The following is a 14,560-nucleotide window of genomic DNA, read 5'->3' as shown; positions in this document are numbered from 1 at the left end:
CTGCACCCCGCCACCGAACGCATCGAGTCCGAACTTATTCACGCCTGACACCGGCGTGTCGCGTGAACAAGTTCGGACTCGATGGACGGGGAGGTCAGCCGACGCCGAGGTAGGCCTCCTTGATGGCGGGGTTGGCAAGGAGTTCCTTGCCGGTGCCGGAGTGGGTTATCGAGCCGGTTTCCAGGACGAAGCCGCGGTGGGCGCGGGCGAGGGCCTGGTTGGCGTTCTGCTCGACGAGCAGGATGGTCGTGCCCTGCTTGTTGATCTCGGTGATGATCGAGAAGATCTGCTTGATGAACTGCGGGGCGAGCCCCATCGACGGCTCATCGAGCAGCAGCAGCCGCGGCGCGGACATCAGGGCGCGGCCGATGGCGAGCATCTGCTGCTCGCCTCCGGACATCGTCCCTCCCACCTGCGTCTTGCGCTCGGCCAGGCGCGGGAACAGGTTGAACACGCGCTCGAAGTCCGCGTCCATCCCGCTGCGGTCCTTGCGGCCGAACGCGCCCATGTCCAGGTTCTCCAGCACCGTCATGCCGGGGAAGATGCCCCGGCCCTCCGGCGCCTGCGAGATGCCCCGGATGACCCGGATGTGCGCCTTCATCTTGGTGATGTCCTGGCCGTCGAAGGTGATCGACCCCTGCGACGGGTTCAGGATGCCGGAGATCGTCTTCATCGTGGTCGACTTGCCAGCGCCATTCGCCCCGATGAGGCTGACGATCTCGCCCTCCTCCACCGAGAACGACATGTCGTGGATGGCCTCGATGCGCCCGTAGGAGACGCTCACGTTCTTCAGTTCAAGCAACGTCATCTTCAGGCTCCCCCAGGTAGGCGGCGATCACGCGCTGGTCGTTGCGGATCGCGAGCGGAACGTCGTCGGCGAGCTTCCTGCCGAACTCGAGCACCACGATCCTGTCGGTGACGCCCATCACCAGGCGCATGTCGTGCTCGATCAGCAGCACGGTGTACCCGTCGGCCCTGATCGTGCGGATGAGGTCCATCAGGTCCTCTTTCTCCGCGGGGTTGAAGCCGGCGGCCGGCTCGTCCAGGCAGAGCACCTTCGGGTCGGTCGCGAGAGCGCGCGCGATCTCGAGCCTCCGCTGGTAGCCGTACGGCAACTGGCGGGATGCGGTGCTCGCCAGGTCGGCGATGCCCACGAACTCGAGCAGCGCCATCCCGCGTTCGATCGCCGACTTCTCCTCACGGATGTGCCTGGGCGACCGCACCAGGGCGCCCGGCACCGAGGTGCGGTGCCTGGCGTCCAGACCGACCACCACGTTCTCGAGCGCGCTCATCTCGCCGAACAGGCGGATGTTCTGGAAGGTGCGCGCCAGGCCGAGGCGGGTGATCTGGTGCTGCTTCTGCCCCTTGATCGACTTGCCCTCCAGCAGCACGTCGCCGCTGGTCGGCTTGTACACGCCGGTCATGGCGTTGAAGCAGGTGGTCTTGCCCGCACCGTTCGGGCCGATCAGCCCGAGGATCTCGCCGCGCTTGATGTCGAAGCTCACGTCGTCGAGGGCGAGCAGGCCGCCGAACTTGACGGTGAGGTTCTTCACCTCGACGAGCTTGTCGCCCACCTCCACCGCGATGTCGCGGTCGGGGGCGGCCGCAGCCGCGACGTCGAGGTCGACGTCCAGGTCGGCGAGGGCCGCCTGGTCTGCGCCGTCCGGGAGGTCGGCGCCGGCGTTTGCGTTGGCGTCTGTCATGATGCGCCTCCGTTCGGCGTTGCTGGCGGTGTGGTCGGCGCGCTCGGCGTCCGCGGTGTGCTACCCGTCGCCGGGGGCGCCGGTTTGCTCACCAGATACCGGTATGCGTTGCGGCCGTAGGCGAGCAGGCGCTGCTTGGCGGGCACGAGACCCTTCGCCCGGAAGATCATCAGCACCACCAGGGCGACGCCGAAGATCAGGTACTTGTAGTCGGCGATGGCGGTGAAGCGCAGCGGGATGTACGCCACGATCGCACCACCGAGCAGGGCCCCCACCTTGTTGCCCGTACCGCCGAGGACCACGGCGGCGAGGAACAGGATCGAGGTCTGCACGTCGAACTTCTGATTGTTCACGAAGCCGACCTGACCGGCGAACAGCGCTCCGGAGAGACCGCCGACCGCCGCGCCGATCGCGAACGCCCACACCTTGTACTTGAAGGTCGGGACGCCCATGATCTCTGCGGCGTCCTCGTCCTCGCGGATCGCGATCCAGGCCCGGCCGACGCGGCTGCGCTCCATGTTGCCGACCAGCAGCAGCACGATGATGATGATCGTCAGCGTCAGCCAGTACCACGGGATGCCGTTCGAGTTCGAGAAGATCGGGATGCCCTTGGCATCCTCTCCCGGCGGGTGCCCGACGTTCTGGAAGCCGACCTGACCCTTCAGCGCCGGGATGATCGTGGCCAGGATGCGCACGATCTCACCGAAGCCGAGCGTCACGATGGCGAGGTAGTCACCGCGCAGGCGCAGCGTCGGAACACCGAGCACGACGCCGAAGATCATCGCGACCGCCATCGCCACCGGAATCGTCCAGAGGTACGGGATCTTGAGGAACGGCGAGTCCGGGCTGGTCAGCATCGCCGCGGTGTACGACCCGACCGCGAAGAACGCCACGTAGCCGAGGTCGAGCAGACCGGCGTAGCCGACAACCACGTTCAGGCCGACGGCGATCAGCGCGTACACGGCCATCGCGAAACAGGCCAGCGGCCAGTCGTTGCCCGGCTCCGTGGTCAGCGGGAAGAAGTTCAGGTACGGAAGGGCGAAGGCGAGAGCCACCACGATGAGCATCCACAGCCACTGGATCTGGCGTGGCAGCCCGTTCCAGCGGTCGCGGAAGCCCTGGAGGGGCCCGCCTCTCTTGCGCTTGGCCTCCGCAGCATCCAGTGCCTGCTCGCTGCGCGCATCCGGGAGCACCCGGGGTCCGTCTGACGTGCTCATGCTCTGCTCCTCCCCAGTGAGGTACCGAGGATTCCTGTCGGCTTGACCAGCAGCACCAGCACCAGCACCACGAAGGCGATGACGTCTGTCCACTGGGAGTCGCCCAACAGGATCTGTCCGTAGTTTCCGATCAATCCGAGCAGAAGTCCACCCAGAAGCGCTCCGCGCACGTTGCCGATGCCGCCGAGCACCGCGGCGGCGAACGCCTTGATGCCGAGCACGAAGCCGCCCGTGTATATGACACCGGATGGCACGAGCATCACGTAGAACAGGGCAGCTGCACCGGCGAGGATGCCGCCGAGCACGAACGTGATCACGATGATCCGTTCCTTGTTCACGCCCATCAGGGTCGCGGTGTCCGGGTCCTGGGCCACGGCGCGGATGCCGCGGCCGGTGCGGGTGCGCCGGATGAACATGTCGGTCAGGATCATCAGCACGACAGCGGCCACCACGATGATGATCGACTGGCTGTTGATGATGGTGCCGAACACGTCGAACACCGGGATCGGCTTGAACATCGTCACCGCAGGCTCGGCGTTCGCGCCGCGGATCACGAAGATCAGCGACTGGATGGCGAACGACGCGCCGATGGCGGTGATGAGGAACGCCAATCGTGGCGCATTGCGTCTTCGCAACGGCCGGTATGCGATCCGTTCGAGCAGGAAAGCGGTGACCGCGGACGCCACCATGCCGACGAGCAGGGCGAGGAGGAGGTCACCGATGATCGCCGCGAGCGACAGGTTCGGGATGGAGGGGCCGAAGCCCAGCGAGGTGAGGGTGATGACGACGCCGTACGCGCCGACGATGAACACCTCGGAGTGCGCGAAGTTGATCAGGTTCAGCACACCGTAGACGAGCGTGTACCCGACGGCGATGAGGCCGTAGATGGCCCCGAACGTGAGTCCGTCGAAGGTCGCGCCCCAGAAGTTCTGTATTAGGGAAGGGACATCGAAGTTGATCCAGGAGTTGTCGATGACCGGGTGGAGGACAAGGGTTTCGAGCATTCAGGCATCCAGATCGAACAGGAAGGGATCGTACGTGATCCGGTCGGAAACGGACAGGTGGGACGACGGATGCGGCGGGCGGCGCGGGAGGCCGCCCGCCGCATCCCTTTCTATGTCGCGCTATCCGATGGTTCCGATCGGGACGATCTTGCCGCCCTCGACCTTGTACCCGTAGACGGTCGGCGCCTGCAGCTCACCCGTGGAGTCCCACTTGTAGTGCTTGCTCAGCCCGTCCTTGTCGTAGGACTTCACGAAGTCCTTGAGGTCGGCACGGGTGGTCTTGCCCTGGTCGATGCCGGACAGGAGCACGGTCGCCGCGTCGTAGCCCTCGATGGAGTACGTGCCGGGCTCGGCGCTCGCGAGCGTCTTGTACGCCTTCTCGAAGTCCGGGATCAGCTCGCCGGGGATGCAGGGGCAGGTGAAGTACGCGTTGCTGGATGCGTCGCCGGCCAGCTTGATGAACTGGTCGTCCTTCACGCCGTCCGGTGCGACGAACGTTCCCTCGAAGCCCTTCGCGACCAGCTGCTGGTCGAACGGAGCACCCTCGGCGTAGTAGCCCGAGTAGTAGACCGCATCCGGCTTGGCGTTGATGATCTTCGAGACGACGGCCGAGAAGTCCTTCTGGCCGGTGGTCACCTTGTCGGTTCCGACGAGCGCGTCGCCGAGAGCCTTCGAGGTGGTGGTCGCGAGGCCGATGCCGTAGTCGGAGTCGTCCTGGACCAGGTACACCTTCTTGGCTTCCAGCTTGCCCGTGAGGAACTTCGCGGCGGCAGGACCCTGCACCGCGTCGTTGCCGAGGCCACGGAAGAAGGTCGTCCAACCGTTCTTCGTCAGGTCGGGGTTGGTCGCGGACGGGGTGATGTGCACCAGCCCCTGCTGCTCGAAGATGTTGCCGGTCGCCTTGGACTCACCCGAGAACGGGAGGCCGATGACGCCGACGATGTCCGCCTCGTTGACGGCCTGCGTGACGGGGCCGGTGGCCTTGTTCGGGTCGCCCTCCGTGTCGAACTTCTTGAAGCCGACCTGGCAGCCCTTGTTGGCCTCGTTGTGCTGGTTGATCGCCAGCTGGATGCCGTTGTAGATGTTGATACCGAGCTGGGCGTTCGGGCCCGTCTCCGCTCCGACATAGCCGATGGTCAGCCCAGCGGCACAGGTCGCCTTTCCGTCACCGGCAGGGAGCACGGCGTCCTTCGGGGTGTCGATCGAGGTGATGGCCGGAATGTTGACCTTCGAACTCGAGTTTGTCGATCCACCCGTGGACGCCTGATTGGCGCACCCCGCCAGGAACAGCGCGGCTGACGCTGCAACAGCCGCACCGATGATGACTTTCTTTCGTAGCATCTCTTGCCTCTCGACGTGAAATTCGTAACGAAGCGGCGTGGTTGCCTCTTCGCACCACGAATATGTGTGTCGAGAGTACATGCATTGCAACTAATCGCAACGCACTTTCTTACGGAGATTTACACGATCGAAACCAAATCGGCTCGCCCTGTTCACGGCGACGAGGCCGGGTTAGGCTCGGGAACACTCGGTTCGCGCAACCGGCGAGGAGGCGATGGATGCTCGGTGACGGCCACGTCACGATCGTGCGGATCCCCCTGCCGGGGCGTCTCGGCACTCCCGAATCCGCGGCCTTCGAAGAACTGGTGTCCGTGATGAACGGGATCGCCGTCTCGCTCTGGGGTAACGACGATTTCGTGTACACCGCCGAGGCGGAGCTGGCGTCGTTCCGCGCGCAGGAGTTCCACGAGAAGCTGCTCTTCGCCGCGGTGCTCGACGGCGCCGTCGTCGGGCGTGTCGTCGCCGACTTCCCGCTGGAGGAGGACGCGGTGACGGCCACGCTGCTCGTCGACGTCGCCCCCGCCGTGCGCGGCCGCGGGATCGGGTCGGCGCTCCTGGCGAAGGGCGAGGAGCTGGCGGCGGACGGCGGGAGGACGGCGGTGTCCGCGTACACCGAACATCCGGCTGCCACGATCCCGCCGGGCGGCGACGTCGTGCGCGCCTCCGCGGGAAGCAGCGGGCTGCCGGCGGACTCCCCCGACGTGCGCTTCGCCCTCTCCCACGGCTACCGGCTCGGCCAGATCGAACGGTCGAGCGAGCTGGCGCTCCCGCTCGACCCCGGTCGCGCCGCCGCCCTGCTGGCGGACGCCGTCGACCACTCGCGCGACTACCGCACGATCAGCTGGTGGCGGCACGCCCCGGACGAGCTGGCCTCCGCCTTCTCCGCTCTCAAAGAACGGATGACGGTCGACGTGCCGCACTCCGGGATCGCCCTCGACGACGAAGCCTGGACCCCGGAGCGGGTCCGCCGCCACGAGGACGAGCTGATCGAGCGCGGAGAGCCGCTGCTCGTCACGGTGGCCCAGCACATCCCGAGCGGCGAGCTGGCCGCGTACACGGAGATCGCGGTGCCGGACGACGGAGGCAAGGCGGAGCAGTACGACACGCTGGTGGCCGCCGCGCACCGCGGGAAGCGGCTCGGCACGCTGGTGAAACTCGAGAACCTGCGCAGGCTGGCCGACCTGGCCCCGCGCATCCACCGGCTGCTCACCTGGAACGCCGACGAGAACGCGCCGATGCTCGCGGTCAACGACGCCTTCGGCTTCCGCCCCCACGCCCTCACCGGCAACTGGCAGAAGACGCTGCGCTAGCGGGCCCGGCTCGCCCCATCCCGTGCCCACGCAAACTCCGTCCGAACGGAGTTCTCGCTTCTCCCGCCCGATTTCTCCGCTCCAACGGAGTCTCCGGCGGCGTGTCGCACAGATCCTCCGGTTTTGCGCTTGAGCGGAGATCCCGGCCGACACGCCGCCGGTTTCTCCGTTGGAGCGGAGATTCGGGAGGTGCTGGCCGTTATCTCCGCTTGACCGGATCCTGATGGGGATGAGGCTGTGGCGTGCGGGTGGGGTGGGGTGGGAGGCAGCGGGATGTGGCGAGGGGGCGAGCGGGTCAGGGGCGCGCGGGGCGCAGGCGCTGGCAGCGGGGGCAGAAGTGGGAGGAGCGGTTCATGAACTGCTCGCGCACGATCGGCGTGCCGCAGCGCGGGCACGGCTTGCCCTGCTGGCCGTACGCGTTGAGGCTGTGCGAGAAGTAGCCGGAGGCGCCGTTGACGTTGACGTACTGGGCGTCGAAGCTGGTGCCGCCCTCCGCCAGCGCCTTCTGCAGCACCAGGCGCACCTCCGCCAACAGGCCCCGGATGCGCGCCCGCGAGAGCGACGACGCCGGCTGCGCGTAGTGCAGCTTCGCCGCCCAGAGGGCCTCGTCCGCGTAGATGTTGCCGATGCCGCTGATCAGGGTCTGGTCGAGCAGCGCGCGCTTGATGCCGGTATTCTTCCGGGACAGGGCGGCGGCGAACGCCGCATCCGAGAAGGCGGGGTCGAGCGGGTCGCGGGCGATGTGGGCGACCTGCGACGGCACGAGCGGCTCGTCCGTGCCCAGGCCGCCTGGCGCGCCGTCTGCGGTGGGGACGAGCGCATCCACCGCCATCGAGCCGAAGATGCGCTGATCGACGAAGTGCACCCACAGCTCGCCGTACCCGGGCTGCTCGATGTGCATCCGGATGCGCAGCAGCCCGTTCTCGACGGCGCCAGGCTCCCGCAGGAGGATCTGCCCGCTCATGCCCAGGTGCGCGACGATCGCCGAGCGAGACTCAGAAGCCGAGGCCGCAGCGAGCGGGATCCACAAGAACTTGCCGCGCCGCGCCGGGGTCTCCATCACCCGGCCGGTGAGCAGCGCGTCGAACGCACCGGCGACCGGGTCGTGGCGTTTCAGAGACCGCGGCTCGAAGACTTCGACGCCGAGGATGGTCGCTCCGGTGACGGCGGGCGCCAGGCCCGCCCGGACGACCTCAACCTCGGGAAGCTCTGGCACGTCGCTGCGTGAGGGTGGTCCAGGCGCTGAGCGCCGCGGCCATCTCGGCCTGCTTCTTGCTCGTGCCGTCGCCGCTCGCCGTGACGAGGCTGCCGACGGCGACCGTGGCGTGGAAGGTCTTGGAGTGGTCCGGCCCGCTGTTGGTCACCGTGTAGACCGGGATGCCGGCTCCGCGGTGGGCTGCCGCCTCCTGCAGGCTGGTCTTGGGGTCCATCGCCGCGCCGAAGCGGGCGGGGTCGTCGAGCAGCGGCTCGATCAGGCGCAGCACGAGTGCCGTCGCCGCCTCGCCACCCGCGTGCAGGTATGCGGCGCCGATGATCGCCTCGACCGTGTCGGCCAGGATGGAGGCCTTCTCGCGGCCGCCGCTCTGGTTCTCGCCGCGGCCGAGCAGCAGGTACTCGCCGAGACCGATGCTGCGCGCCACCTCTGCGAGGGCGACGGAGCTGACGAGGCTGGCGCGCCGCTTCGCGAGGTCGCCCTCGTCGAGCTGCGGGTTCTCCACGAACAGCTTGACCGTCACGGCCTGCCCGAGGATCGAGTCCCCGAGGAACTCGAGACGCTCGTTGTTCGGGATGCCGCCGTGCTCGTACGCGTACGAGCGGTGCGTCAGCGCAAGCTCGAGAAGCTCGGGGCCGATATCGACTCCGAGCTTCTCGATGAGTTCTGTACGCGCGACCGAATCCTCGGTCATCGCACGACTCCGTCCGTCATACGACGATCAGACGTCGGCGACCTTGCGGCCCTTGTACTCCATGAACAGGGCGGTGCCTGCGGAGTCCTCGACGACCTTGGCGCGGTGCGGCAGGCTGTACGTGACCTTGCCGCCCTCGACGGTCTTGACGAGCGTGGGGACCTCGGCCTTCCACTGCGAACGACGGGCGTGCGTGTTGGCGCGTGACTTCTTCCGCTTCGGAACAGCCATGGTTATCTCTCTTCTCTGTTACTGCTGCTGGTGGATTCAGTGGTGTCGGAAGCCTGGAAGGCCGCGAGCGCAGACCATCGAGGATCGACAATCGCTGTGGCTTCGCGGTCCGGCACATCCGCCAGCCGCTCCCCGGACTCGGGGTCGAGTCCTGGGCAGTCTGGCCGGCACACCGGCTGAAACGGCAGTGACAGCACTACCGCGTCCCTGATCAGAGGTTCAAGATCCACGTGGTCGTCGTGAACCTCAAAATCAAAAGCTTCGTCAGAAGAATACGCGAAAAGTTCCTGGATATCGACTTTGACAGGCTGCTCGATGTCGATGAGGCAGCGTCCGCAGACCCCGACGGCCGTCGATTCGGCCTCCGCGGTCACCAGAATGCCCTCGTGCATCGACTCGAGCCGGAGGTCGAGGTCGATGGTCGAGCCCTCGGGGACGCTCACCAGCCCTTCGCCCATCTTCTCCGCGACCGGCAGCTGGATGCGCTGCTCGCGCATCTCGCCTGGGCGGTGGATGATGTCGTACACATTGACGGTGTACGGCGTGGTTCTGAACTTGGTCACGAGCGACTATTTTACGCGGGTCTTCCCTGGTTAGGGGCCGGAGACCACGCGGCTGGGATGAGAGACACAGGAATGAGCGCCGCCTTGAGCCGGAGGGCAGCCCCGGCCTGCGCCTCCAGGGCGGCAAGAACGCGCGTCAGATCGTCGCCGAGGCCCACGGCGGTCGCCCGGGTGGGCGGCCCGTACGCATCCCGTTCCCTGACGGCCAGCAGCCTGCGCACAGCGTCCTCCCCCGGCGTTCCCGCCACGGCGGACGCCACCCGCACGGCGAAAGCGCGCGGGGTCTCGGTGGCCGGGACGATCCAGCCCAGGTCCCTCGCGGTGTCTCGCAGCTCGTCCCAGGCGGTGGATGCGCCTCCCCACTGGTCGGTCAGCCTCCTCAGCCTGTTCCTGCGTCTCACCCTGCGCAGCACGGCCGGGGTGAGCAGCAGCGCCACGATGAGGAGTGCGACGCCGACGCCCGAGATCACCGGCTGCAGTGTGGACGGCGCCGTCGCGCCTGTCGGGCTGCCAAGGTTCGCCGGGTCGGTCGGCACGATCGCCTTGGAGCCGGCCGTCGACGTCGAGGTGGAACCGGGAACGACGGCGGTCGGCGTACTGTCCGGCCGGGTGTAGCTCGGGATGGTGCCGCGGCCGACGGTCGGCTCGAAGGCCACCCAACCGACACCGGCGAAGTACAGCTCCGGCCAGGCGTGCAGGTCGTCGCTGGTCACGGTGTACTGACCAGGGTTGTTGGCCGTTCCTCCACTGGTCGCGCCGGGCAGGTAGCCCTCCGCGACCCTCGACGGGATGCCGAGCGCCCTGGACATCAGCGCCATCGCCGAGGCGAAGTGCACGCAGTATCCGCTCTTGACCTGCAGGAACTTGGCGATCACCCGCCCGCCGTCTCCGTCGAAGCCCTGCTTGAGCGGGGTCTGCGTCGAGTACGTGAAGCCGTTGTCGCGGAAGTAGTCCTGCAGCGCGACCGCCTTGTCGTACTCGGACACCGCGCCCTTGGTCGCGGAGATGGCGGTGCTGGCGATGATCGACGGCAGGTCGGGAGGGAGGAACAGGTCGCGCTCGACCGAGGCCGGCACGAATCCTCCCGCCGCCTGCAGCTGGTCGGCCGTCGGCTGCAGCACGAGGCTGGTCGCCGTGTACTTCTGGCCCTGCGTCGTGGTGTTGATCGCTCCCACGGTGAGGTCGTCCGGATCCCACGACCAGGTGCCGCTCAGCCCGGAGACGCCCTGCACCGGATACGGCACGGGCAGCCAGCGGCTCTGCATGTTGTCGATCTCGACCTTCGTGGTGATCTTGGTGGTCGCGACCGTGTCGGAGAGCCCGAACACCGGCCCGATCGTGTTGCCGCTCGGCAGCCGTTTGGTGTCGCGCTCCCTGTGCTTCCAGACCGACCCGGTGAACTGGTCGAGCGACGCCAGCTTGAGGTACTGCCCGGACGACGCCGTCGTCGTGTACGTGAGGGCTCGCACCGCCGCCGGTCTGCGCAGATCCTTGCCGAGGTCGATCAGCGGCGTCACCGTGCCGCCGATCGAGATGCCGCCCGCCGTGAACGAGGTCGCGCCGCCCCTGTCGAAGCCCGGAGCCGTGCCGCCCAGGATGAGCGCGACCACCACCGCGGCCGCCGAGATCGAGAGGGAGGCCGTCGGCCGCGGCGTCCCCGGCCGCCTAGTGCGCACGTCGCAGCGCAGCAGCCAGAGGAACGCGGCGGCGGACGCCGCGAGCGCGAACGGGTCGAGCCCGTCGCCGAGCAGCGCGCCGGGCACCACGAGCACGATGCCCACCCCGAGCGCGGTGAACGCGGGCACCCGGAACGCGATGGCGAGGGTGTCGAGCAGGATGGCGAGGACGCATCCGCCGCCGACCACCAGGAACATGAACTCCGGCAGGCTCTCCGCCGGGGTGCCCTGCTGGTAGATCGACAGCATGGCCTGGTCGATGAAGTCGCCCCACGCCGCGAAGGTGCGCGGCGTCGGGAGGATGCCGAGCAGGCCGGTTCCCCTGCCGAAGGCCACGGTCATCACCACCGCCGCCTCGGCCAGCAGCAGGAGCGGAACGATGCGTCGGTGCACGCCGGCCGTGCGCAGCGCCGCTCCGGTGACGAGGAGCAGGGCGGCCGAGAACACCAGAGCGAACCACCAGCCCGCGCCCTGGATGAGGCCGACCAGCGCGAAGCTGACGGCGACCACCTGGATGAGCAGCGCCGTCGTCAGCCGCCAGTACCCCTGCCGTCGCTCCCGCACCATCGGCACGGCGCCGGCGAACGCCTGCTCGCTAGCCACGGTTCACCGCCGCCCTGCGCCGCCCGAGGGCGCGCTGCCAGCTGTCGGCCGGGTCGTCCCCTCCCGAGAACGGCACGCAGAGCCATCCGGCGTCCGCCAGGACGTCCTCGACCTCCTGCGGCGCGGACGCCCCGATGAACGCGACGGCCGGGTCGCACATCGAGCGGACGGCGGCCAGCGCCCCGAGCTCGTTGAGGGAGCCGCCGATGAGCACGGCGAACACCGGGACGGCGCGGCCGGAGCGGCGGAGCCCCGCCGCGAGTTCGGCGACCGCGTCGTCGCGGGGCACGTCGCTCGGTTCGATGCCGGCGAGGTCGGCGAGCAGCAGCCGGTCGGCGCTGCCGACGTCGTAGGTCGGCGTCGCTGCTCCCAGCGTGCCGGTCCTGCCCGCCCCGCTCCTGCCGGAGAGCTGGCGCGGCCCCGTCTCGACGACGCTGACGACGAAGCCCTCGTCGAGGAGGTGGACGCCGATCGAGGCGACCAGCTCCACCAGGGTCTCGAACTCCGCATCCGGTGCGGTGACGTCCCGGGTGTCCGCGATCAGCCACGCCTCCGGATTGCTGCGGCGCTCCTCCTGCCGCACCATGAGCTTGTCGTGGCGTGCCGTGGCCCGCCAGTGCACGCGGCGCAGCGGGTCGCCCGGCCGGTACTCACGTGCGATCAGCTCGTCGGCGCTCGGGATGCTGTGGCGCAACAGCTCGTGCTCCGTGCCCTCGCTGCGTGCCACATCCAGGTCGCCGCCCGGCAGGGCCGTCACCCGCGGGGTGACCACGAACTGTTTCGGCTGCCCGAGGGCGTACTCGGCGTACGCCAGCCCGAACGGGTCTGTACGGCTGACGATGAGCGGGCCGACCGGATGCGATCCCCGGTGCTTCGCGCGCACCTCCTGCCGCAGCACGATGGTGTCCCTGCCGTGGCTCACGTTCTGCTGGTGGGCGCCGAGCCGCGGGAACGGGGCCTGGCCTTGCACCCCGACCGCCGGAGGGGCGGACTCGCGCCAGTTCGCGGCCGGGCTCGGCCGGGGAGACTCGTTGCGGGCCGTCGTCACGACGGTCGCGGTCTCCCCCGCCGCCACGATGTCCGGGTGGAAGCTGCGGGTGACGGTGAGTCTCGGGCGGTCGACGGTCACCGAGATCATCGCCGCCAGCGGCAGGACGGTGAGGAACACGCCGACGAACAGCACGTCGGTGCGCCCGAGCGCGACCGAGGCGACGAGCGCGACGACTCCCACGGCGAACAGCGCCCAGCCGCGTACGGTCGGCCGGGGTTTTCTGACCGGCGACGACGTTCGGGCGCGCCGCGGCATGGCTCAGCCCGCCTGCCCTGCCCTGGTCGGGCGGTTCGCACCGTCCGGACGGCCCGAACCCCCCGCTGCCCCGATCGCGCCGGAGCCGACGGGCACGGGGGTCGCCGCGACGATCCTGCGGACGATGTCCGCGATCACCGGCGCGCTCTCGTGGTGGTGGCCGAGCGCGCGGCTGGTCGGCAGCAGCCGATGCCCGAGCACGGGGACGGCGAGCGTGTCGATGTCGTCGGGGAGCACGAAGTCGCGGCCGTCGAGCGCCGCCATCGCCTTCGCCGCCCGCACCAGCTGCAGCGTGGCCCTGGGGCTGCCGCCGAGTCGCAGATCCCTGTCCTCCCTGGTGGCGCGCACGATGTCGACCGCGTACTGCTTGACCGGCGTGGAGGCGAACACGCTGCGGGCGGTGGTCATCATGGCCCGCAGCTCGTCCGAGGTGACGACCGGCCCGATCCGGGAGAGCGGGCTGGAGGTGTCCCTGGTGGTGAGCATGGCGAGCTCGGAGGCGTCGTCCGGGTATCCCATCGCGATGCGCGCCATGAACCGGTCGCGCTGCGCCTCCGGGAGCGCGTACGTGCCCTCCATCTCGACCGGGTTCTGCGTGGCGACGACGATGAACGGCGCGCTCAGCGGATAGGTGGAGCCGTCGACCGTGACCTGCCGCTCCTCCATGCACTCGAGCAGTGCGGACTGGGTCTTGGGGCTCGCGCGGTTGATCTCGTCGCCGATGACGATGTTCGCGAACACCGCTCCCGGCTTGAACTCGAACCGCCGCTCCGCCTGGTTGTAGACGGACACGCCGGTGACATCGCTCGGCAGCAGGTCCGGCGTGAACTGGATGCGGCTCACCGTACAGTCGACCGACTTCGCCAGCGACTTCGCGAGCATCGTCTTCCCGACGCCCGGCACATCCTCGATCAGCAGATGCCCTTCGGCGAGCAGCACGGTGAGCGCGGTCTGGACGGCGTCGTGCTTGCCGTCGATGACCGACTCGACGTTGGCGGTGATCTGGGCCGCGGCGCGCCTCAGCTCATCGAGGTCCATCCCGGTGGCGTGGTCCGTCTCATCGGGGGCGACCGACGATTCGGTCGGCTGGCGCGTCGCGTAACTGTTCATGTCTCCTGCAAATACTCGTAGACGGCGGTGGGGACGTATGGACTCACGTCGCCCCCGAGCGCGGAGACCTGGCGCACGAGGGAGCTGGAGACGTGGGCGTTGGCTGGATTGGGCAGGATGAACACGGTCTCGACCGCTGCGAGGTGGCGGTTGACGATGGCCATCGGGGTCTCGTACGCCACGTCCACCTGCGACCGGATGCCCTTGACGAGCACGTGCGCCCCGACATCGGTGCAGTAGTCGACCAGCAGGCCGACACTCCAGGATGCGACGACGATGTTCCCGGGGATCCCGGCGTCCGCGATCGAGCGCTCGATCAGGGCGACCCGCTGAGCGATGGGCAGGAGGGCGCTCTTGTCCGGGTTGTGCACGACGAGCACGTGGACCTCGTCGAACAGGCCTGCGGCACGTTCGATGACGTCGAGATGCCCGAGGGTGACCGGGTCGAACGATCCAGGGACAACGGCGATCCTGTTCATAGACCTTCAGACTATCCCGCTGTACCCGGCATTTCGTTGTGAATCCGTTACCAAAATATGGCCGTGGCGCCGCCCCCTTCCAGGGGTCACCGAGCGGTCAGGATGTGCCG

14 protein-coding genes are annotated in these 14,560 nt (G+C 68.5%); 1 reads left to right on the top strand and 13 read right to left on the bottom strand.

The genetic code is table 11. The features are described from left to right. Nucleotides 1-94: 94 nt before the first annotated feature. The 5 genes from HF024_RS08430 to HF024_RS08410 all read right to left on the bottom strand — a co-directional run bounded on the left by HF024_RS08430 (nucleotide 95) and on the right by HF024_RS08410 (nucleotide 5,265). On the bottom strand, nucleotides 95-808 hold the full coding sequence (locus tag HF024_RS08430; protein WP_085368594.1) for an ABC transporter ATP-binding protein: 714 nt from the start codon (nucleotides 806-808) through the stop codon (nucleotides 95-97). Further along, entirely contained in the window at nucleotides 795-1,703 is a 909-nt protein-coding gene (locus tag HF024_RS08425) for an ABC transporter ATP-binding protein (RefSeq protein WP_168689266.1), read from the bottom strand. The genes HF024_RS08430 and HF024_RS08425 overlap by 14 nt, the downstream gene beginning before the upstream one ends. Continuing rightward, a complete protein-coding gene (locus HF024_RS08420) occupies nucleotides 1,700-2,920 on the bottom strand; it encodes a branched-chain amino acid ABC transporter permease (RefSeq protein WP_085368596.1) in 1,221 nt (406 codons plus the stop codon). The genes HF024_RS08425 and HF024_RS08420 overlap by 4 nt, the downstream gene beginning before the upstream one ends. Further along, nucleotides 2,917-3,924 carry a branched-chain amino acid ABC transporter permease gene (locus HF024_RS08415; protein WP_085368597.1) on the bottom strand — a complete coding sequence of 336 codons (1,008 nt, stop codon included), beginning with the start codon at nucleotides 3,922-3,924 and terminating at the stop codon, nucleotides 2,917-2,919. The genes HF024_RS08420 and HF024_RS08415 overlap by 4 nt, the downstream gene beginning before the upstream one ends. A 120-nt stretch (nucleotides 3,925-4,044) precedes the next feature. Next, on the bottom strand, nucleotides 4,045-5,265 hold the full coding sequence (locus tag HF024_RS08410; RefSeq protein ID WP_085368598.1) for a branched-chain amino acid ABC transporter substrate-binding protein: 1,221 nt from the start codon (nucleotides 5,263-5,265) through the stop codon (nucleotides 4,045-4,047). Between the two features lie 218 nt (nucleotides 5,266-5,483). On the opposite strand from HF024_RS08410, the gene HF024_RS08405 reads away from it, so the two are divergent. Beyond that, nucleotides 5,484-6,575, top strand: a complete 1,092-nt coding sequence (locus HF024_RS08405; protein ID WP_168689265.1) for a GNAT family N-acetyltransferase — start codon at nucleotides 5,484-5,486, stop codon at nucleotides 6,573-6,575. A gap of 295 nt (nucleotides 6,576-6,870) precedes the next feature. Here the strand turns inward: HF024_RS08405 and mutM are convergent, their stop codons facing one another. The 8 genes from mutM to coaD form a co-directional block, all read right to left on the bottom strand. Next, complete coding sequence (gene mutM, locus HF024_RS08400; RefSeq protein WP_168689264.1) at nucleotides 6,871-7,791, bottom strand: bifunctional DNA-formamidopyrimidine glycosylase/DNA-(apurinic or apyrimidinic site) lyase; 921 nt, start codon at nucleotides 7,789-7,791, stop codon at nucleotides 6,871-6,873. Next, nucleotides 7,769-8,482 (bottom strand): ribonuclease III, encoded by a 714-nt coding sequence (gene rnc, locus HF024_RS08395; protein WP_085370365.1) that lies wholly within the window; start codon nucleotides 8,480-8,482, stop codon nucleotides 7,769-7,771. Before rnc ends, mutM begins: the two co-directional genes overlap by 23 nt. Nucleotides 8,483-8,509: 27 nt before the next feature. Next, the gene (gene rpmF / locus HF024_RS08390) at nucleotides 8,510-8,713 is read right to left on the bottom strand and encodes a 50S ribosomal protein L32 (protein ID WP_055893012.1); all 204 of its coding nucleotides are present in this window, start codon (nucleotides 8,711-8,713) and stop codon (nucleotides 8,510-8,512) included. 2 nt (nucleotides 8,714-8,715) lie between these two features. Then, entirely contained in the window at nucleotides 8,716-9,210 is a 495-nt protein-coding gene (locus HF024_RS08385) for a DUF177 domain-containing protein (protein WP_085370377.1), read from the bottom strand. A 77-nt stretch (nucleotides 9,211-9,287) separates the two neighbouring features. Beyond that, entirely contained in the window at nucleotides 9,288-11,555 is a 2,268-nt protein-coding gene (locus HF024_RS08380; RefSeq protein WP_247597369.1) for a DUF3488 and transglutaminase-like domain-containing protein, read from the bottom strand. Beyond that, the gene (locus tag HF024_RS08375; protein WP_168689263.1) at nucleotides 11,548-12,861 is read right to left on the bottom strand and encodes a DUF58 domain-containing protein; all 1,314 of its coding nucleotides are present in this window, start codon (nucleotides 12,859-12,861) and stop codon (nucleotides 11,548-11,550) included. Before HF024_RS08375 ends, HF024_RS08380 begins: the two co-directional genes overlap by 8 nt. A gap of 3 nt (nucleotides 12,862-12,864) precedes the next feature. Beyond that, entirely contained in the window at nucleotides 12,865-13,899 is a 1,035-nt protein-coding gene (locus tag HF024_RS08370; protein WP_247597418.1) for a MoxR family ATPase, read from the bottom strand. Nucleotides 13,900-13,967: 68 nt separating this feature from the next. Beyond that, nucleotides 13,968-14,450 carry a pantetheine-phosphate adenylyltransferase gene (gene coaD, locus HF024_RS08365; protein ID WP_085370359.1) on the bottom strand — a complete coding sequence of 161 codons (483 nt, stop codon included), beginning with the start codon at nucleotides 14,448-14,450 and terminating at the stop codon, nucleotides 13,968-13,970. Between the last annotated feature and the right edge of the window lie 110 nt (nucleotides 14,451-14,560).

Origin of the sequence: Leifsonia sp. PS1209 (genome assembly GCF_012317045.1) — a bacterium.
In the GTDB taxonomy this organism is placed as follows: Bacteria; Actinomycetota; Actinomycetes; order Actinomycetales; family Microbacteriaceae; genus Leifsonia.
Note: the sequence above shows the minus strand (reverse complement) of the source record. Positions and strands in the feature narration are given on the sequence as shown.